Origin of the sequence: Streptomyces cavernicola (genome assembly GCF_029968035.1) — a bacterium.
GTDB classification, from domain to species: Bacteria; Actinomycetota; Actinomycetes; order Streptomycetales; family Streptomycetaceae; genus Streptomyces; species Streptomyces cavernicola.
Genome location: NZ_JASCIQ010000015.1, coordinates 62,107 through 80,479, shown reverse-complemented (window position 1 = coordinate 80,479; position 18,373 = coordinate 62,107). Strand labels below are relative to the sequence as shown.

At 69.6% G+C, this 18,373-nt stretch carries 16 protein-coding genes and 1 pseudogene; 14 read left to right on the top strand and 3 right to left on the bottom strand.

Annotated elements, in window-relative coordinates; translation table 11 throughout:
• The first annotated feature begins 245 nt into the window (after nt 1–245).
• From QIS96_RS16090 to QIS96_RS16025, 14 genes and pseudogenes are all read left to right on the top strand, one after another.
• Nucleotides 246–497 carry a thiamine-binding protein gene (locus QIS96_RS16090; protein WP_282543274.1) on the top strand — a complete coding sequence of 84 codons (252 nt, stop codon included), beginning with the start codon at nt 246–248 and terminating at the stop codon, nt 495–497.
• Nucleotides 494–871 (top strand): helix-turn-helix domain-containing protein, encoded by a 378-nt coding sequence (locus tag QIS96_RS16085; RefSeq protein ID WP_282543273.1) that lies wholly within the window; start codon nt 494–496, stop codon nt 869–871. The genes QIS96_RS16090 and QIS96_RS16085 overlap by 4 nt, the downstream gene beginning before the upstream one ends.
• Before the next feature lie 159 nt (nt 872–1,030).
• The gene (gene uraD / locus QIS96_RS16080; RefSeq protein WP_282543272.1) at nt 1,031–1,567 is read left to right on the top strand and encodes a 2-oxo-4-hydroxy-4-carboxy-5-ureidoimidazoline decarboxylase; all 537 of its coding nucleotides are present in this window, start codon (nt 1,031–1,033) and stop codon (nt 1,565–1,567) included.
• Nucleotides 1,564–1,962: a hydroxyisourate hydrolase gene (gene uraH / locus QIS96_RS16075; protein WP_282543271.1), complete on the top strand. Its 399-nt coding sequence runs from the start codon at nt 1,564–1,566 to the stop codon at nt 1,960–1,962. Before uraD ends, uraH begins: the two co-directional genes overlap by 4 nt.
• Nucleotides 1,963–1,967: 5 nt before the next feature.
• Nucleotides 1,968–2,891: a factor-independent urate hydroxylase gene (pucL, locus tag QIS96_RS16070; protein ID WP_282543270.1), complete on the top strand. Its 924-nt coding sequence runs from the start codon at nt 1,968–1,970 to the stop codon at nt 2,889–2,891.
• Nucleotides 2,892–2,961: 70 nt separating this feature from the next.
• Nucleotides 2,962–4,377: a nucleobase:cation symporter-2 family protein gene (locus QIS96_RS16065; RefSeq protein WP_282543269.1), complete on the top strand. Its 1,416-nt coding sequence runs from the start codon at nt 2,962–2,964 to the stop codon at nt 4,375–4,377.
• A gap of 80 nt (nt 4,378–4,457) precedes the next feature.
• Nucleotides 4,458–5,846 carry an 8-oxoguanine deaminase gene (locus QIS96_RS16060; RefSeq protein ID WP_282543268.1) on the top strand — a complete coding sequence of 463 codons (1,389 nt, stop codon included), beginning with the start codon at nt 4,458–4,460 and terminating at the stop codon, nt 5,844–5,846.
• 409 nt (nt 5,847–6,255) lie between these two features.
• The gene (locus QIS96_RS16055) at nt 6,256–7,659 is read left to right on the top strand and encodes a nucleobase:cation symporter-2 family protein (RefSeq protein WP_282543352.1); all 1,404 of its coding nucleotides are present in this window, start codon (nt 6,256–6,258) and stop codon (nt 7,657–7,659) included.
• 1,058 nt (nt 7,660–8,717) lie between these two features.
• Nucleotides 8,718–9,836, top strand: a complete 1,119-nt coding sequence (locus QIS96_RS16050) for a substrate-binding domain-containing protein (RefSeq protein ID WP_282543267.1) — start codon at nt 8,718–8,720, stop codon at nt 9,834–9,836.
• A 189-nt stretch (nt 9,837–10,025) separates the two neighbouring features.
• Nucleotides 10,026–11,333, top strand: coding sequence for an ABC transporter substrate-binding protein (locus QIS96_RS16045; protein WP_408907196.1), 1,308 nt, complete (start codon nt 10,026–10,028; stop codon nt 11,331–11,333).
• Nucleotides 11,334–11,416: 83 nt separating this feature from the next.
• Nucleotides 11,417–12,379 carry a carbohydrate ABC transporter permease gene (locus QIS96_RS16040; protein WP_408907194.1) on the top strand — a complete coding sequence of 321 codons (963 nt, stop codon included), beginning with the start codon at nt 11,417–11,419 and terminating at the stop codon, nt 12,377–12,379.
• Nucleotides 12,376–13,299 carry a carbohydrate ABC transporter permease gene (locus QIS96_RS16035; RefSeq protein ID WP_408907193.1) on the top strand — a complete coding sequence of 308 codons (924 nt, stop codon included), beginning with the start codon at nt 12,376–12,378 and terminating at the stop codon, nt 13,297–13,299. The genes QIS96_RS16040 and QIS96_RS16035 overlap by 4 nt, the downstream gene beginning before the upstream one ends.
• 35 nt (nt 13,300–13,334) lie before the next feature.
• A complete protein-coding gene (locus tag QIS96_RS16030) occupies nt 13,335–14,324 on the top strand; it encodes a hydroxyacid dehydrogenase (RefSeq protein ID WP_282543349.1) in 990 nt (329 codons plus the stop codon).
• Between the two features lie 56 nt (nt 14,325–14,380).
• Nucleotides 14,381–15,299 (top strand): annotated as a pseudogene (locus tag QIS96_RS16025) (IS5 family transposase).
• Nucleotides 15,300–15,311: 12 nt separating this feature from the next.
• On the opposite strand, the gene QIS96_RS16020 reads toward QIS96_RS16025, so the two are convergent.
• The 3 genes from QIS96_RS16020 to QIS96_RS16010 all read right to left on the bottom strand — a co-directional run bounded on the left by QIS96_RS16020 (nt 15,312) and on the right by QIS96_RS16010 (nt 18,282).
• Complete coding sequence (locus QIS96_RS16020) at nt 15,312–16,019, bottom strand: carbon-nitrogen hydrolase family protein (RefSeq protein ID WP_282543265.1); 708 nt, start codon at nt 16,017–16,019, stop codon at nt 15,312–15,314.
• Between the two features lie 79 nt (nt 16,020–16,098).
• Nucleotides 16,099–16,809 carry a heparin lyase I family protein gene (locus QIS96_RS16015; protein WP_282543264.1) on the bottom strand — a complete coding sequence of 237 codons (711 nt, stop codon included), beginning with the start codon at nt 16,807–16,809 and terminating at the stop codon, nt 16,099–16,101.
• Nucleotides 16,810–16,935: 126 nt separating this feature from the next.
• The gene (locus QIS96_RS16010; protein WP_282543263.1) at nt 16,936–18,282 is read right to left on the bottom strand and encodes a hypothetical protein; all 1,347 of its coding nucleotides are present in this window, start codon (nt 18,280–18,282) and stop codon (nt 16,936–16,938) included.
• Nucleotides 18,283–18,373 lie beyond the last annotated feature (91 nt).

The window sequence follows — 18,373 nt, the reverse complement described above, 5'->3', positions numbered from 1 at the left end:
CCAGGTTCGCCTCGCCCGCACCGTCTGCCCGGCCCGCCCCATCCACGCGCCCCGCCCCGGCTGACCGACCCGGCCCGTCAGGGCCCGCCTGGTGCCCAGGATTGCTCTCCGTCGCCACAGGCTTCCTCCGTGCTCGCCGGCCGGGTCTCGTCTCGCTGATCGGCGGGTACGCGAGATTACCGCCCGGTATTGGAGTTGGGGAGGGGGACTGCCGCAAATCGGATGGGGCGCAGTAGGTTGACGGGGTGCGATTGAGAGTGGAGTTCACGACCGAGCCCTTCGACCTCGACGAGGCCCCGGCCCACGCGGTGGTGGCCAGGGACGTCATCCAGGCGGCCGAGCTCGACGCCGTCGACGTGGGCCCCTTCGGCAACACCGCCGAGGGCGCCGCCGACGAGGTCCTGACCGCGGTGGACGCGCTGCTGCGCAAGTCCCTCGCGGCCGGCGCCACCCGCGTCTCGCTGCAGGTCAACGTGATCGGGGAGGACGAGCGGTGACCGAGCCCCGAGACCACCCGTTCGTCACCGCGGTCAAGCCGCTGGTAGACGCCATGGGCGGAGAGCTGCTCAGACCCGACGAGGCCGGCGCCGACGACGTCGTGCTCGCCTGGGAGGGCGAGGACCTCCTCGCCGTGCGGCTGCCCCAGCTCGCCGACTCCCTCGACCACATCCTCGTCGCCCTGGAGCGCCGTTACGGCCGGCCCCTCTCCGAGCTCGACCGCAAGGCGAAGCAGGAGGTCGTACGGATACTGGAAGGGCGCGGAGCGTTCTCCGTACGGCATGGGGTGGAGACCGTGGCCGGTGCGCTCGGGGTCTCCCGGTTCACCGTCTACAACTACCTGAACAGGGAAAACGCCGCCAAAGCCGACTAGTTGTAGTACCCCGCGTTGTCACGCGGAGTGGAGAAGCCGTCGCCCAACGCCCCGGGCGGCGGCTTCTTTGTTCAAGTTATTTCAACAAAGTGTTGACGCGGTGTTGTTGAGGGTCTTAGCTATTCGCAGCCCGTCCAGCACAGCCACGGAGGCTTTCCCGTGACTTCGAGCACCACGCCGGGACTCTCCCGGTTCAACACTCTCGAGGAGGCTGCGGCCACCGCAGAACTCCACGAGGTGTGCAGCAGTTCGGCCTGGGGCAGCAAGCTGCTCGCCCAGCGGCCCTACGCAACGGCCGACCTCCTCTTCGCCGCAAGCGACGCCGCCATGGCCGAGCTGAACACCGCGGACCTGGAGGAGGCCATGGCGGGGCACCCGCCCATCGGCCGCCCGAAGCCGGGCGACCCGACCTCGGCCCGCGAACAGCGGGGCATGGCCGGGGCCTCCGAGGAGCTCAAGGCCGAACTGCTCGAACTGAACCTGGCCTACCAGGAGAAGTTCGGACACGTCTTCCTCATCTGCGCCACCGGCGCCACGGCCGAGTTCATGCTCGACCAGATCAGGACCCGGATCGAGAACGGGCCCGAGCAGGAGCGCGAGATCGTCCGTACCGAACTGGGCAAGATCAACCGCATCCGGCTCACCCGACTCGTCGAGGAGCCGGCGGAAACCGCAGAGGAAGGAAGCAAGGCATGAGCACCGCCACCACGGCATCGGTGTCCACGCACATCCTGGACACCAGCAAGGGCCGCCCCGCAGAGGGCGTCGCGATCCAGCTCTCCGCCCGCAGCGGCGGAAACGCTGAGTTCGTCGCGCTCGGCGGCTCCAAGACCGATGCCGACGGGCGCTGCAAGGACCTCCCGGCCCTGCCGGAAGGCACCACTCACGTACGTCTCGACTTCGAGACCGAGGCGTACTTCCTGACCCAGCAGAACCAGCAAGCCGAGGCGCAGCAGGACGCCCCCGCGAATCGGGACAGCGGTGCGTTCTTCCCGGAGGTGGCGATCACGTTCGCCGTCAAGCCGGGCGAGCACTACCACGTACCGCTGCTGCTCAACCCGTTCGGCTACTCCGTTTACCGAGGGAGCTAGCAGACATGCCCACGATTCTCGGCCAGAACCAGTACGGCAAAGCAGAGAACCGCGTCGTCAAGATCACGCGGGACGGCGACACCCACCACATCAAGGACCTGAACGTCTCCGTCGCCCTCTCCGGCGACATGGAGGACGTGCACCTCTCCGGCTCGAACGCCAACGTCCTGCCGACCGACACCACCAAGAACACGGTGTACGCGTTCGCCAAGGAGTACGGCATCGAGTCCGCCGAGCAGTTCGGCATCCACCTCGCCCGGCACTTCGTGACCTCGCAGGAGCCGATCCACCAGGCGCGCATCCGGATCGAGGAGTACGCCTGGGAGCGCATCGAGACCTCCGACGCCAACTCGAAGTTCATCGGCGCCGACGAGGTCAAGCACTCCTTCGTCCGCAAGGGCCAGGAGACCCGCGTCAGCGAGATCGTCTACGACGGTGAGAACTGGCAGGTCATCTCCGGCCTCAAGGACCTCATCGTCATGAACTCCACCAACTCGGAGTTCTGGGGCTACGTCAAGGACAAGTACACGACGCTCCAGGAGGCGTACGACCGCATCCTGGCCACCCAGGTCTCGGCCCGCTGGCGGTTCAACTGGACCGACGACGAGCAGCGCATGCCCAACTGGGAGAAGTCCTACGAGCAGGTCAAGAAGCACATGCTCCAGGCCTTCGCGGAGACCTACTCGCTGTCGCTGCAGCAGACCCTGTACCAAATGGGCTCGCGCATCATCAACAGCCGTTCGGAGATCGACGAGGTCCGCTTCTCGCTCCCGAACAAGCACCACTTCCTCGTCGACCTCGAGCCGTTCGGCCTGAAGAACGACAACGAGGTGTACTTCGCAGCCGACCGTCCCTACGGCCTCATCGAGGCCACGATCCTGCGGGACGGCGTCGAGCCCCAGATCCCGGTCGACATGACCAACCTCTGACGCGGGATGAGTGCGCCCCCGACCGTCCGCAGCGGACGGGGGCGCTCCTCACCGGAGGGAACGCACAGCTATGGCACAGCCTGCAAAAGGGCCTGCAGAAGGCCTGAGTTCCACCCCATCGGAGACCGGCAGCACGTCAACTTCCGACTGCCACCCGGTAGATGAGAAGCTCCACCCGTCGCGGCTCATCCCCGCCGCCCTTCAGCACATCGCCGCCATGTACGCGGGCGTCGTCACCCCTCCGCTGATCATCGGCCAGGCCGTCGGCCTGGACACCGCCGCGCAGACCCGGCTCATCGCCGCGGGACTGCTCATCGCGGGACTCACCACCGTCCTGCAGACCCTCGGCGTCAAGAACTTCGTCGGCAACCGGCTGCCGTTCGTCAACGCCGCCTCCTCCGCGGGCATCGCACCGATCCTCGCCATCGCGGAGACCAACGCCGACGGCGAGCAACTCCCCGCCATCTACGGCGCGGTGATGGTCGCGGGCGTCTTCTGCCTTGTCCTCGGACCGTTCTTCGGACGGCTCCTGCGCTTCTTCCCGCCGCTCGTCACCGGCGTCGTCATCACGCTCATCGGCGTGACCCTGATGCCCGTGCCCGTCGGCTGGGCCCAGGGCGGCGACAAGGAAGCCGCCGACTACGGCGACATGAAGTACCTGGCGCTCGCCGCCTTCACGCTCGTCGTGATCCTGCTCTTCCAGCGCTTCGGGCGCGGCTTCCTCAAGCAAGTCGCCCTGCTCATGGGCCTGTTCATCGGCACCGTCGTCGCGATCCCGCTCGGCATGGCGGACTTCTCGTCCCTCAAGGCGGCCCCCGTCGCCGCCCTGCCCACACCGTTCGACGCCGGCATGCCGACGTTCCAGCCCGCGGCGATCCTCTCGCTCTGCATCGTCATGCTCGTCCTGATGACCGAGTCCGCGGCCGGCATGATCGCCGTCGGCGAGATCTGCGAGCGCAAGACCGACGGGAAGACCATCACCCGCGGCCTGCGCACCGACGGCATCGCCACCTTGCTCGGCCCCGTCTTCGGCGGCTTCCCCACCTCGGCCTTCGCGCAGAACGTCGGCGTCGTCTCGCTGACCCGGGTGCGCAGCCGGTACGTCGTGGCCGTCGCCGGCGGCGCGCTCATCATCCTCGGCGCCTTCCCGGTGCTCGGCGCGGTCGTCTCCCTGGTGCCGATGCCGGTCCTCGGCGGCGCGGGCATCGTCCTCTTCGGCTCGATCGCGGTCAGCGGCATCCGTACGCTCTCGGAGGCCGGGCTCGACGACAGCTCCAACATCATCCTGGTGGCCGTCTCGCTCGGCGCGGGCATCATCCCGCTCGCCGCACCGACGTTCTACGCCGACTTCCCCGCCTGGGCGCAGACCGTGCTCGGCTCCGGAATCAGCGCCGGCGCACTCGTCGCCGTCTCGCTGAACCTGTTCTTCCACCATCTCGGCACCCGTGGACGCGCCACCGCGCCCGCGGCACTCAAATCCTCCTAGGGTCCTGCCGTGCCCTCTCCTCCGCCCGCCCCCGGGCGGAGGGGAACACTCCACCGCCACACACAAGAAGGAAGCGCACCATGGCACCTTCGGCAGCCCCTCAGCGCATCGTCATCGAGAACGCGGCGATCGCCACCGTCGACGCCCAGGACACCGAGTACGCCTCGGGCCACCTGGTCGTCGCAGACAACAGGATCGAGTCCATCGGCGCGGGACCCGCGCCCGAGGGCTTGGAGAACGTGGTCCGGCGCATCGACGCCACCGGCCACCTGATCACGCCGGGTCTGGTCAACACCCACCACCACTTTTACCAGTGGATCACCCGCGGCCTGGCCACGGACCACAACCTGTTCAACTGGCTCGTCGCGCTCTACCCGACCTGGGCGCGCATCGACGAGCCGATGGTCCGCGCCGCCGCGCAGGGCTCCCTCGCGATGATGGCCCGTGGCGGTGTCACCACCGCGATGGACCACCACTACGTCTACCCGCAGGGCTCCGGCGACCTGTCCGGGGCGATCATCGGCGCCGCCCGCGACATGGGCGTCCGCTTCACGCTCGCCCGCGGCTCCATGGACCGCTCGGAGAAGGACGGCGGCCTGCCCCCGGACTTCGCCGTCGAGACCACCGAGGGCGCGCTCGCCGCGACCGAGGAGACCGTCAAGAAGCACCACGACGCCTCCTTCGACGCGATGACCCAGGTCGCCGTCGCCCCCTGCTCCCCGTTCTCCATCTCCACCGAACTCCTGCGTGAGGGCGCCGCGTTGGGCCGCCGCCTCGGCGTCCGGATGCACACCCACGGCTCGGAGACCGTGGAGGAGGAGAAGTTCTGCCACGAGCTGTTCGGCATGGGCCCGACCGATTACTTCGAGTCCACCGGATTCCTCGGCGAGGACGTGTGGATGGCGCACTGCGTCCACATGAACGACTCCGACATCGCCGCCTTCGCCCGTACGAAGACCGGTGTCGCGCACTGCCCGTCGTCCAACGCCCGGCTCGCCGCCGGCATCGCCCGCGTGCCCGACATGCTGGCGGCCGGCGTCCCCGTGGGCCTCGGCGTGGACGGCACCGCGTCCAACGAGTCGGGTGAACTCCACACCGAACTCCGCAACGCGCTCCTCATCAACCGGCTCGGCGCCCACAAGGAAGCCGCGCTCAACGCCCGCCAGGCCCTGCGCCTGGGCACCTACGGCGGTGCCCAAGTGCTCGGCCGCGCCGGCCAGATCGGCTCGCTCGAGGCCGGCAAGCTCGCCGACTTCGTGCTGTGGAAGATCGACGGCATCGGCCACTCGTCGATCGCCGACCCGGTCACCGCCATCGTCTTCGGCGCGGCGGCCCCGGTCACCGCGTCGTTCGTCAACGGCAAGCAGATCGTCGAGGCCAACCGGCTCCTGACGGTCGACGAAGAGGCCATCGCCCGCGACACCCGTGCCGAGGCCCAGCGCCTCGCACGGATCGCCGCCTCGGCCTGATCCGCACGGCACCACCCAGGAAGTCCGGCTGAGGGGGACGGCCCTCGGCCGGTCGCCGTGGACCCGAGCGGGGCCCACGGCAGCCGGAGCCGGTGGGCGCGGCGCCATCGCCCGCCCACCGGTGACGGTGAACCCGTCCATGTACGTCCGGACTTGTACGCCGAGTCGTACGACCCGTCTCCGTACGAATCGAACCGTACGAACCGCACAGCGACCGCACTCGCGACCCCTCGGTACAACCGCATACCGCTCAGCAAGCTCGTAGCACCACCGTTTGCACCATCCGTACGACCTCCTTGACCCCGCGTCGCTGGCGACGCGTAACCAGACCGGAGGAACCGCCGTGGCAGCAAAGCCCAGGGTTCACGAAGCAGTCGCCGTGCCAGAGGACGACAACGTCCGCGACCAGATGCCCGAAAAGCACCCGGTCGACGAGAAGTTGCCCCCTCTCAAGATGATGACCAGCGGCCTCCAGCACGTGGCCGCGATGTACGCGGGCGTGGTCGCCCCGCCGCTCATCGTGGGAGCCGCCGTCGGGCTCTCCCCGAAGGAGCTCACCTTCCTCACCGGAGCCAGCCTGTTCGCCGCAGGCCTGGCCACACTCCTGCAGACGCTCGGCGTCTGGAAGATCGGCGCCAAGCTGCCGTTCGTCAACGGCGTCACCTTCGCGGGCGTCGCGCCCATGGTGGCGATCGTCAACCAGACCCCCGACAAGAAGGACGCGCTGCCGATCATCTTCGGCGCGATCATCGTCGCGGGCCTGCTCGGCTTCGTCGCCGCCCCGTACTTCTCCAAGCTCGTACGGTTCTTCCCGCCCGTGGTGACCGGCACCGTCATCACGCTGATCGGCATCTCCCTGATGCCCGTCGCCTTCGGCTGGGCGCAGGGGCCGGTTCCGGGCGCCAAGGACTACGGCTCGTTCAAGTACCTCGGCCTGGCCGCGATATCCCTGGTGATCGTGCTGCTGATCCGCCGCTTCACCAGCGGCTTCGTCAAGCAGATCGCCGTACTCCTCGGCCTGGTCCTCGGCACGGTCATCGCGATCCCGTTCGGCGTCACCGACTTCAGCGCGCTCGGCGAGGCGGACATCGTCGGATTCCCGACGCCGTTCCACTTCGGCGCCCCGCAGTTCGCGCTCGCCGCGATCGTCTCGATGTGCGTCGTCATGATCGTCTCGATGACCGAGTCCACCGCCGACATGCTGGCCCTCGGTGAGATCGTCGAGCGGCCCGCGGACGAGAAGACCATCGCGGCCGGCCTGCGCGCCGACACCCTCGGCTCGGCCCTCTCGCCGCTCTTCAACGGCTTCCTGGCCAGTGCGTTCGCGCAGAACGTCGGCCTGGTCGCGATGACGAAGATCCGCAGCCGGTTCGTGGTCGCCGTCGGCGGTGGCTTCCTGATCCTGATGGGCCTGTTCCCCGTCGTCGCCTCGCTGATCGCCGTGGTGCCCCGCCCGGTACTCGGCGGCGCCGGCATCGTGCTCTTCGGCTCGGTCGCGGCGAGCGGCATCCAGACGCTGGCGAAGGCCGGGCTCGACAAGGACAACAACGTCCTCATCGTGGCCGTCTCCATCGCCGTCGGCCTGATCCCGATCGCGGCGCCGACCTTCTACCACGCGTTCCCCGAGACCGCGATGATCATCCTGGACTCGGGTATCTCCACCGGCTGTGTCACGGCGGTGATCCTGAACCTGGTGTTCAACCACGTCGGCAAGAGCAAGAACGCGTCCGACGTCACGCACCCCATGGAGGGCGGCGAGGACATCGCCGGCGCGATCCCCCACAAGCGCTCGGAGGAGGCTCCGGCCCACTGAAGTCCCTCCGGGGGCGGTCAGCTCTTTCTCTCGACGTGGCGCGTACGGCGAACTGCCGTACGCGCCACGTGCGTTCTCCCCCACCCCGCCCCTTCCCCAAAGTCCTCAGCGGACAACTCCGGCGGCTGCACCCCCGGGCCCCCGCCACGGTGCTCCGCCCCGGCCCCCGCTCCCCGGGGCTGCCGCCCCTGGACCCCGCCTCGGGGCTGCGCCCCCGACCCCCGGCTCGGGGCTGCGCCCCTGGACCCTGCTCCCCGGGGCTGCCGCCCCTGGACCCCGCCTCGGGGCTGCGCCCCCGACCCCCGGCTCGGGGCTGCGCCCCGGACCCCGATTTCGGGGGCCAGCCCCCGGACCCCCGCTCCTCAAACGCCGGAGGGGCTGGATTTGGCCCCTGCCCCTCAGACGCCGGGGGCGGGGGCTGAATTTTGCGAGTCTGGGGCGGGATTTAGCCCAGCTAGGGGCTGGTCCTTTAGGGGCGCGGGGAACTGCGCGAGTGCCCACGGCGGCGCGGCAGCCGAGCGACGGGCGGGGACCCGGGGGCGCGGGGAACTGCGCGAGCAACCACGGCGGGGCGGCAGTCGAAAAAAGCCGGGGATGGGGCGAAGCCCCGCAAGGGGCGCGGGGAACTGCGCGATCGGCCACGGCGGCGCGGCAGCCGAGCGACGGCCGGGGATCCAGGGGCGCGGGGAACTGCGCGATCGGCCACGGCGGCGCGGCAGCCGAGCGACGGCCGGGGACCCGGGGGCGCGGGGAACCGCGCGATCGGCCACGGCGGCGCGGCAGCCGAGCGACGGCCGGGGATCCAGGGGCGCGGGGAACCGCGCGATCGGCCACGGCGGCGCGGCAGTCGAACGACGGGCGGGGACCCGGGGGCGCGGGGAACTGCGTGATCGGCCACGAGGAAGCGGGCAGCCGAAGGGCGGCCGGGGTCCGGGGCGGAGCCCCGAAGCTGCTGCAAGCTTTCGGGAAGGGGCGGGGTGGGGGAAGGATCGATCGAAACGATCGGGAGTGATCGTTATGCTGGGCGCGTCGGATTCACCGGCACGGAGGGGAGAGCCATGCGACTGCATGTCGACCAGCGCCACGAGCGAGTCCTCGCACTGGTGAGAGCCCGCGGCAGCGTCCGAGTGGCCGAACTCGCCACGGAGTTGGGCGTCTCCGCAGTGACCCTGCGCCGCGACGTGGAGACCCTCGCCGCCCAGGGCCGCGTACACCGCCTGCACGGCACCGTCGTCTGGCCGGGCGACCGGGAAGAGACGCAACTGGAAGAGGCGCGAGAGGCGCGAGAGGCGCGAGAGGCACAACAGCGGTCACCCGCACCCCGCCGCCCCGACGCCGAAGGCCTCGTCCTGGGCATGGTCGTCCCGACCACCGGCTACTACTACGCGGACGTCGTCCAGGGCGCCCGCGAGGCCGCGGAGGCGCACGGCGCGCGACTGGTCGTAGGCCTCTCGCACTACCTGCCCGACGAGGACGCCCCGCAGGTCAAGCGGCTGCTGTCGACCGGTGCCAACGGCCTGCTCCTGACGCCGAGTTGGGAGCGCAGCGCCCCGGAGCCGGGCACCGGCGAGTGGGTGGCGGAGCTGGACGTGCCGACCGTCCTGGTGGAGCGCTGGGCCCCGCTGGGCCACCCCGCCGCCGCCCTCGACCGGGTCCGCACGGACCACGCGTACGGCGCCGCCCGAGCGGTCGAGCACCTGGCGGGGCTCGGCCACCGCAAGGTCGCCATCGCCGCGCAGGAGAACCCGCACCGCGGCCGCCTGCAGGCCGGGTACGAGGCGGCCGTCGAAGCCCTCGGCCTCGAACCCGCCCCCGTCTCCCCGCTCGACGGCAAGCCGGCCGTCTCCCGCGCCGAGCGCTTCGACCGCACCCTCGACTACCTCTGCGAGGCGGTCGAGCGGCACGGCGTCACGGCGGCCCTCGTGCACAGCGACGCCGACGCGATCGTCCTGATCCCCCGCCTGCAGGCGCGCGGCGTGCGCGTACCGGAGGACCTGGCGGTCATCGCGTACGACGACGAGGTCGCCCCGCTCGCCGACGTGCCGTTGACCGCGGTGGCCCCCGCGAAGCGCGAAGTGGGCGCGCGGGCCGCGGAGTTGCTGATCGCCCGCCTCACCGGGAGGGCCGGGGCGCGGCAGCACATCGACGTCCTGCCGGAGTTGAAGGTCCGCTCCTGAGCGGCGACCGAGGGGCGACCAAGCGGCGACCAAGCAGCGATCGTTTTGATCGAGTTGTTCGTTCGGTCTTGACCGGCGATCACTCGTGCGCGAAGGATGGCTCCCGTTCGCCTCGTCCTTCCCCAACTGCCGTGCGCAGGGGCCGTCCTGAGCGGCGGTCCGAGGTCCCGTAGGAGCCGTGCCATGCCGATGTCACGTACGTCCCGAACCCGAACAGCAACCGCACTCACCGCCGCCGTCGCCTCGCTCGCGCTGCTGACCACCGCCTGCGGAGGCGGCGAGGGCTCCGGCGCGGCCGGGTCCGACGGGGAACCCGTCACGCTCACCTACTGGTCGGCGACCAACGGCGCCAAGGAGACGGTCGAGGCGTTCAACAAGAGCCAGGACCGCATCAAGGTGAAGTTCTCGCTGGTCCCGTCCGGGCCCGAGGGCGTCACCAAGCTCTCCAACGCCGTCAAGGGCGGTAACGCGCCCGACGTCGCGACGATGGACTACTCGCAGCTGCCCGAGTACGCGAGCGAGGGCAACCTGGAGGATCTGACGGAGGTCGCGGGGGACACTGTCGACGAGAAGTTCCCCGGCAACATCAAGTCCCTGGTGAACCTGGGCGGCCGCACCTGGGCCGTGCCCTTCGACGTCACGCCGATCGAGCTGTTCTACCGCAAGGACATCTTCAAGAAGCACGACGTGGATGTGCCGAAGACCTGGGACGAGTACCGCGCCGCCGCCGAGAAGATCCACAAGGCCGACCCCGACGTCACCATCACCAACTTCGGAGGCGGCGACCCGGCGCTGCTCGCCGGCCTCTCCTGGCAGGCGGGCGCCCGCTGGTACGGCACGAAGGGCCAGGCCTGGAAGGTCGACATCGACGACCCCAACTCCCGTAAGGTCGGGGCCTATTGGGACGGCTTGCTCAAGGACGGGCTCGCCTCGAAGACTCCGCTGTGGGGCGAGGGCGAGGCCAAGGAGCGCGCCACCGGCAAGGTCGCCACGGTCGTCGGCGCCGCCTGGAGCGCGGGCAACTTCCCGACCGGCTACCCCGACAGCAAGGGCAAGTGGGGCATCGCCCCCATCCCCACCTGGGACGGCAAGCCCGCCACCGGCATGTACGGCGGCACCTCCTTCATCGTTCCCAAGGGCAGCGAGAAGACCGAGGCCGCGGCCGAGTTCATCGAGTGGGCCGCCACCTCGCCGGCCGCGATGAAGGCCCGCATCACCTCGCAGAAGACCCCGAGCACCGCCCTGCCCGCCAACGAGGAGCTGCGCAAGGTCGCCGCCGACGCGTACGACGGCTCGTACTTCCCCGGCCAGGACGTGTACGGCATCGCAGGCGAGGCCGCCGACTCGATCGTGCCCGGCTGGACCTGGGGCCCGGTGCACGCCAAGGTCACCTCCGCCCAGCTGGCCACCGGCGCCGACCACACCAAGGCGCTGCGCGAGGGCCAGAAGACGGCCGAGAAGGTGATCGTCGAGCGCGGCCTGAAGCTCGCGAAGTAGCCCGCCGTCACGTAGTCCGCCGTCACGTAGCCCGCCGTCAAGTGTCCCGCCGCCTGTACCGCAGGACCCGAAGGAGCCCACCGGTGGCTGTTCCCCTCGCCCGGCCCGTCAAGTCACGGCCTGTCAAGTCACGGCCTGCAGGCGGTAGTTCGTCCGCGCGGCGGCGCAACCAGCGCGGCGCCGCAGCCCTGTTCATGATCCCGTTCTTCGTGCTGTTCGCGGCGGTCACCCTTGCCCCGCTCGGCTACGCCGCCTGGATGAGTCTCTTCCGCGAGGAGTCGTCGGGGCTCGGCTTCGGCGGCACCGAGCGGGTCTTCGCCGGGCTCGGCAACTTCACCGAGGCGCTCACCGACCCGGCGTTCCTCGGCTCCTTCGGGCACATCGCCGTCTACTGCCTGATCTACATCCCCGTGATGATCGGCGGCGCGCTCACCCTCGCACTGCTCGTCGACTCGGCGCTCACCCGCGCCAAGCGGTTCTTCCAGATCGCCTACTACCTGCCGCACGCCGTGCCCGGCCTGGTCGCCTCGATCATCTGGCTGTACCTCTACACCCCCGGCCTCAGCCCGATCACCGACGTGGTCCAGGGGCTCGGCGCGGAGTGGAACTTCTTCGGCGCGGACGAGGCGCTCTACTCCATCGTCAACGTCTCCGCCTGGCAGTGGATCGGCTACAACATGATCATTTTCTACGCGGGTCTGCAGGCGATCCCGCGCGAGACCCTGGAGGCCGCGACCGTCGACGGCGCGGGCGCGTTCCGCACCGCCCTGCAGGTCAAGATCCCGATGATCCGCTCGACGGTCGTCCTCACCCTCCTGTTCACCTGCGTCGGCGCGATCCAGCTCTTCGACGCGCCCAAGCTGATCCAGCTGCGCGCCACCGAACTCGGCCCCGAGTGGTCCCCGACCATGTACATCTACGCGCAGGCCTTCGAGAGCCGCGACTACGGCCTCGCCGCCGCCGCGTCCCTGCTGCTCGCCCTGGTCGCGGGCCTGCTCTCGTTCGTCGTCACCAAGCTCGGCAACCGGTGGAAGGCGGCCGCATGAGCATCACCCGCACCGCCGAACCTGTGCGTACGGACGGGGTCGTGCCGACGGCCTCGCGCCGGAGTGGTCAACAGCCCTACGCGCCGAGGCAGTTGACGTCGAAGTTCACCGTCCACGCCGTCCTGCTCGTCTTCGCGCTCTACACCCTGATGCCACTGACCTGGCTGGTCATCGCGTCCACGAAGAACTACCGGGACCTGTTCGCCACCAACCCGTTCGCCCTCGGCGACTTCAACCTGTGGCACAACCTCGGCGAGCTCCTCGCGTACAACGACGGCATCTACCTGCGCTGGCTGGCCAACAGCGTGCTCTACACCGTCGTCGGCTCGCTGCTCTCCACGCTCGTCTCGGTGGCCTGCGGGTACGCCTTCGACAAGTACGAGTTCAAGGGCAAGGAGTCGCTGTTCGGGCTCGTCCTCATCGGGGTGCTCGTGCCCGCCACGGTCGTCCAACTGCCGCTGTACCTGCTGGCGTCCGAGGCCGGCCTGGTCAACACGTACTGGGCGGTGCTGATCCCGAGCCTGGTCAACCCGTTCGGCGTGTACCTGGCGCGGGTCTTCTCCGAGGGGTACGTGCCGGGCGAGGTCCTGGAGGCCGCGCGGGTTGACGGGGCGGGGGAGCTGCGCACCTTCGCCTCGGTCTCCCTGCCGATGCTCGCGCCCGGCTTCATGACGATCTTCCTGTTCTCGTTCACCGCGTCCTGGAACAACTTCTACGGCGCGCTGATGATGCTCAACGACGAGGAGCTCTATCCGGTCAACCTGGGCCTGTACGCCTGGCAGAAGAACGTCTACCAGCAGCCCGAGCTGTATCCGCTGGTCATCGTCGGCGCACTCGTCGCCGTACTGCCGCTGATCGTCGCCTTCCTGTGCCTGCAGCGCTTCTGGCGCTCCGGGCTGACCGCCGGAGCCGTCAAGTGAACCCTGCCCTGCGCCGCCCCCGCACCGTGCTCGCCATGAGCCCGGAGACCCGCGACGCGGTGTTCGGCGCTGCCGCGCTGCGCCGCCTCACCGAGGTCGCCCGCGTCGAACCGGCCCTGCTCGTCACCGACTTCACCTCCCAACACACCCTGTTGGAACGGGAGTTGGCGGAGGCCGAGATGCTGCTCACCGGCTGGGGCTGCCCGCCCCTGGACCGGGCCGCGCTGCGCCGCCTGCCGCGCCTCAAGGCCGTCGTGCACGCCGCGGGAAGCGTCAAGGGGCATGTGACCGAGGAGTGCTGGCGGCGCGGCATCGCCGTCACCACCGCGGCCGCGGCCAACGCCCTGCCCGTCGCCGAGTACACGCTCGCCGCGATCCTCTTCGCCAACAAACGCGTCCTCGCCGGCGCGCACGCCTACCGGGCCGCGCGCGGCCGCGTGAACCTCATCGAGCGCTTCCCCGACGTGGGCAACTACCGCCGCACGGTCGGCCTCGTCGGCGCCTCCCGCATCGGCCGCCGCGTCATCGAACTCCTCGCGCCCTTCGACGTACGGGTCCTCCTGCACGACCCGTACGTCGGCGCCGGGGAGGCGGCGGCGCTCGGCGTGGAGCTCGTCGACGACCTGGACGCGCTCGCCCTGCGCAGCGACATCGTGTCCCTGCACGCACCCCAACTCCCCTCCACACGGCACCTGTTCGACGCGAAGCGACTCGCCCTCATGCCGGACGGGGCCACGCTCATCAACACGGCGCGCGGCTCGCTCGTCGACACGGCGGCGCTCACGGCGGAGCTGCGCACCGGCCGGCTGCACGCCGTGCTCGACCACACGGAGCCGGAGGTGCTGCCAGCCGACTCGCCGCTCTTCGACCTGCCGAACGTCCTCCTCACCCCGCACCTCGCCGGCTCCATCGGCGGCGAGCTGCACCGCCTCGCGGACTCGGCGATCGACGAACTCGCCCGGTACGCACGAGGGTTGCCGTTCCTGCACGCGGTCGACCCGCAGACGCTCTCGCGCTCGGCGTGAATCCCCTTCGGTGCGCTAGGGGGCGTCTCTCCGATCAGTGACTTGTTGTTCTGGTCATGCTCAGCAGGGGGGATTTGACGGATGGCGAGTGGGCGGTGCTGGAGCCGTTGTTGCCCGAGAGCAACAATCGATGTGGCCGGTGGAGGGATCACCGGCAGGTGGCCAACGGGATCATTTACCGGCTCAGTACAGGTTGTCAGTGGCGCAAGCTGCCCGACCGGTTCGGGCCGTGGCAGACGGTCCATAAGCGGCACGTGCTGTGGTCGGCCGATGGCACTTGGGAACGGCTGCTCCAGCATGTCCAGGCTCGTGCAGCGCTGAGGGCGACATCGACTGGGACATCAATGTCGACTCGACCTCGGTGCGTGCGCACCAGCATGCCGCCGGCGCCCCTAAGAAGGCACCGTCCACCGCCTCAAAGGGGGCTGGGGGAAGATCAGTTCGCGTGCGCGCGCAATTGCTCAGCCTGTTGGCGGAGGCGGTGCGGCAGGCGAAGGAATCGGTCGTTCCCGTGGTGGCTTGACCAGCAAGGTCCACCTCGCCGCAGATGGCAAGTGCCGTCCGCTGTCGTTGGTCATCACGCCAGGCCAGCGGGCGGATTGCACCCAGTTCCAGGCCGTGCTGGAAAAGATCCGGGTACCGCGTATCCGATCGGGCCGCCCGCGGCGCACGCCCGAGAGCGTGAGTGCGGAGGCGTACAGCAACCGTGCCATCCGCTCCTACCTGCGTCGACGCGGCATCCGGCACGTGATCCCGGAGAAGAAGGACCAGCAAGCCGGACGCCGGAACCGAGGTGCGCGTGGCGGCCGGCCGCCGGGCTTCGCCCCCGCGCGGTACAAGAAGCGCAACACTGTGGAGCGGGCGATCAACAAGCTGAAGCAGTTTCGGGCCGTCGCCACCCGCTATGACAAGCGCGGCTATGTCTACCTGGGCACTGTCACCGCTGCCGCGGTCATCATCTGGTTCCGAGCATGAGCCGAGCGAAGCTCACCCGACATCGGCCACGACGAGCATGGCTGTCTGCGTGTCGGCCTCTGTCAGAACGTCGCCGCCCGGGGCCCACACGGAGGAACGGCCGCAGCCAGTCCATGGCCCGGCCGGTCCGACATGGTTCGCTAGCACGACGTGCATGTTCAAGTCTTTGGCGATGCCGGGATAGATCGCCGCGAGCTCCTCAGCTCCGCCACCGGTTCCGTAGAGCGAGCTGGCCAGGTGCACCTGGCAGCCGTCAGCAGACTCCCGCGCGGTCAGGTCGGGAAAGTGGTTGTCGTAGCACGTGGCGAGCGCGAAGCGGACTCCTCCGAACTCGAATCGCCCATCATGCTGCCCAGCGGTGAAGACCGCCTGCTCGTGCTCGAACAGGTTCTGCTTGCGGTAAGTGGTGAGCAGCTCGCCGTCAGCCCCGAAGACCAGCGTCTCGATCGCAGGCCGGGGCCCGTCGGTGGCCGCTACACAATTGACGACGGTGGCGGTGCCGCTCTCCCGGATCGCATCCAAGCGCGGATCTTCTGGTGTCACCCACAAACCGGGATCAGCGAGTACTGCCTCAAGCTCGTACCCGGTCACGGCCAGCTCGGGAAACACCACGAGCTCTGCACCTTGAGCGCGAGCCTGGCCTGCGAGGGCGGTCATCTGCTGGACGTTGGCGGCCACGTCAGCCGGAACGCATGTGAACTGACCTGCTGCGATCTTCATGGAGTTCCATCCTGCCACTCCACAATCTCCCAGCTCACGGCGGGTGCCCCGTCATGACCCGTGATCGGGGAGTCATCGCCTAGTCCACGTCCGTGTACTCCGTGCCCACCTTCAGCCCGTCGATCCAGTTGATGACGCGCTTGTCCTGCACCTCGGCCCCGTACGTCCCGAAGCGGGTGTCGTTGCCGAGGTCGTCCCAGGTGCGGCCGGAGAACTCGGCGACCTTCGCGCCGTTGTAGTACGCCGTCACCCGGCCGCTCGACGCCTCGTCGGAGGTGTGGATGCCGAGCACGATCCGCTTGTACGTACTGGTCTCGACCGGGGTGGACCACTTGAGCGTCCACTTCTCGCCGACCTCGATGTGGAACAGCTTGAGCACGCCGCCCTCGACCTTCATCAGCACCGGGTAGTTCTGCTGGTGCTGGTCGTTGGTGCCGTACGACTTCCACTGGAAGATCGTCCCGGCGTCCGGGGTGTTGGTGGAGGTGTCCCAGCCGATCCAGTACGTGCTGTCGTTGCGGAACGTGTACCGGGAGCCGCCGACCCGGATGCCGTGCGCCTCGCAACGCTCAAGGCCCAGCGGCTTGTTGAACTTGAACACCGGCCCGCGCCCGTCCCCGTTGTCCTGCGCGACGACGCTGCCGGGCGACTCGCACAGCACGGACGAGAACACTCCGGTGCCCTGCCCGGCGTCCCCGTCCCAGATGACGGCGGCGTGGGCGGGGTCGGCTGAGAGGAGAGCGAGTGAGCATGCGGCGGCGAGCAGCGCGCCGGTACGTCCCTTACGCATGAGGGCTCCTCGGGGGAGGGGGCTCGGGGTTCTCGGGGCGCTCCCTGTGTAGCAGCGGGCGATCGAACGCTCAATGGAATCAACGGAGTTGAGCGTTTCGATCGCAAGTGCTGGACTAGTGCTGGACTAGTGCTGGTCCTGGCCGGTCCCCGTCCCGGTCCGGTCCGGTCGCCGTGCCGGGCGGGTGCGGGTGACGTACCACGTGCCGCCCGTGATGACGAAGGCGAAGACGAGGAGACCGCCGCCCAGTTCGGCGATGAGCCAGGCGCGGTCGTGCAGAGACATGTCGCCGTTCAGGGTGACCTGCAGCGAACCGACGGCGAACGCGATGACGGCCGCGAACAGGGCGACCAGCTCCATGGCCCGGACGGTCGCGGCGCGCGTGCTCTCCACGAGCTCCCGCTGCGCCTGCTCCTGCCGATCCCGGTCGCGCCGCAGCTCCGCCTCGAGCTCCTGCCAGCGCTGCTCGTGCCGCTGCTCCAACTCGACGGTCCGGCGCTGGTGTTCGGCCTCCCGCTCCTCCATCCGCTGCCGCTGCTCGGCGTCGAGGCGGGCGCGCAGCCGCCCTTCGAGGATCTCGTCGCGCTTCTTCAGATACTGCTGCTGCAGCAGCTCGTGGCTGATGCGCGTACCGATCGCCGGGAGCAGCCTCAACGCGGTCGTGATGCTGCCGAGCGCTTCGTCGTGGTCGGAGCACATGTGCTGGGCGCTGGCGAGGCGGAAGCGGAACATGTGGTCCAGGGGGTGGTCCCGTACCGCCTCCTGGGCGTGGCTGCGCAGCAGTTCGCCCTGGTCGTCGAAGGGCAGCCCCATCTGGATGCCGTTGAGGCAGATGTCGACGACATGGCGGGTCCGCTCGGGGGAGTTCCATGCCTCGTCCAGGAGGCTCACGGCGTGCGCGGTGGTGATGCTCTCGCTGCCGAACGCGGCGAAGGCGCGCAGCGCGACGAACAGCGGCGTCCGCCGGTGCGCGCCGGCGGCCAGGGCGAGCAGCGACGACTCCAGGAACTGGCGCAGCTCGTCGTGCTGGAAGTTCGCCCGCAACTTGCCCGCGTGGTAGAGCGTCGCGAAGTAGGCGACGTCCCCCGAGGCGGTGTCGGCGGCCACGATCTCCTCGGTGGCCTCGGACAGTTCGCCGCTGGACTCCCCGTGCTCCCTGGTGATGAACGCGTACCCCAGACTCCATTTCTCCAGGACTTCCGTACGGGAGTCCCGCGCGACGTGCGCCATCAGCCAGGTCGCGCAGGCCGCGGCCGTACGGACGTTGGGGAGTCGCAGAAACCGCCGCCGCCAGTACCGGTCGGCGCAGATCAGGAAGGCGTCCGCCGCGAAGTCCGCCGAGCCGACGTCGAACGACGGCTCCCGCCCCGCCTCCAGGAACGCCTCGGCCACCTCTTCGCAGACCCGGTCGAGCTCCCGCGAGTCCGACGCCGGAATCTGCTGCAGCCGCGCGGAAATGGCCGCCAAGTCCATGCTTCCCTGCTCCCCGTTCGTTCCCCGCGGTCGCTGACCTGCGCTTGCAGTCCCCGACTTGCCCTCGCAGTCCCCGACCTGCCTATCACGG

Bases quoted from the DNA above. Each gene is read 5' to 3' on its own strand.
- uraH (WP_282543271.1), top strand. From the start codon at position 1,564: ATGAGCACCGCCACCACGGCATCGGTGTCCACGCACATCCTGGACACC.
- pucL (WP_282543270.1), top strand. From the start codon at position 1,968: ATGCCCACGATTCTCGGCCAGAACCAGTACGGCAAAGCAGAGAACCGC.
- QIS96_RS16065 (WP_282543269.1), top strand. From the start codon at position 2,962: ATGGCACAGCCTGCAAAAGGGCCTGCAGAAGGCCTGAGTTCCACCCCA.
- QIS96_RS16060 (WP_282543268.1), top strand. From the start codon at position 4,458: ATGGCACCTTCGGCAGCCCCTCAGCGCATCGTCATCGAGAACGCGGCG.
- QIS96_RS16055 (WP_282543352.1), top strand. From the start codon at position 6,256: ATGCCCGAAAAGCACCCGGTCGACGAGAAGTTGCCCCCTCTCAAGATG.
- QIS96_RS16050 (WP_282543267.1), top strand. From the start codon at position 8,718: ATGCGACTGCATGTCGACCAGCGCCACGAGCGAGTCCTCGCACTGGTG.
- QIS96_RS16045 (WP_408907196.1), top strand. From the start codon at position 10,026: ATGTCACGTACGTCCCGAACCCGAACAGCAACCGCACTCACCGCCGCC.
- QIS96_RS16035 (WP_408907193.1), top strand. From the start codon at position 12,376: ATGAGCATCACCCGCACCGCCGAACCTGTGCGTACGGACGGGGTCGTG.
- QIS96_RS16030 (WP_282543349.1), top strand. From the start codon at position 13,335: ATGAGCCCGGAGACCCGCGACGCGGTGTTCGGCGCTGCCGCGCTGCGC.
- QIS96_RS16020 (WP_282543265.1), bottom strand. From the start codon at position 16,019: ATGAAGATCGCAGCAGGTCAGTTCACATGCGTTCCGGCTGACGTGGCC.
- QIS96_RS16015 (WP_282543264.1), bottom strand. From the start codon at position 16,809: ATGCGTAAGGGACGTACCGGCGCGCTGCTCGCCGCCGCATGCTCACTC.
- QIS96_RS16010 (WP_282543263.1), bottom strand. From the start codon at position 18,282: ATGGACTTGGCGGCCATTTCCGCGCGGCTGCAGCAGATTCCGGCGTCG.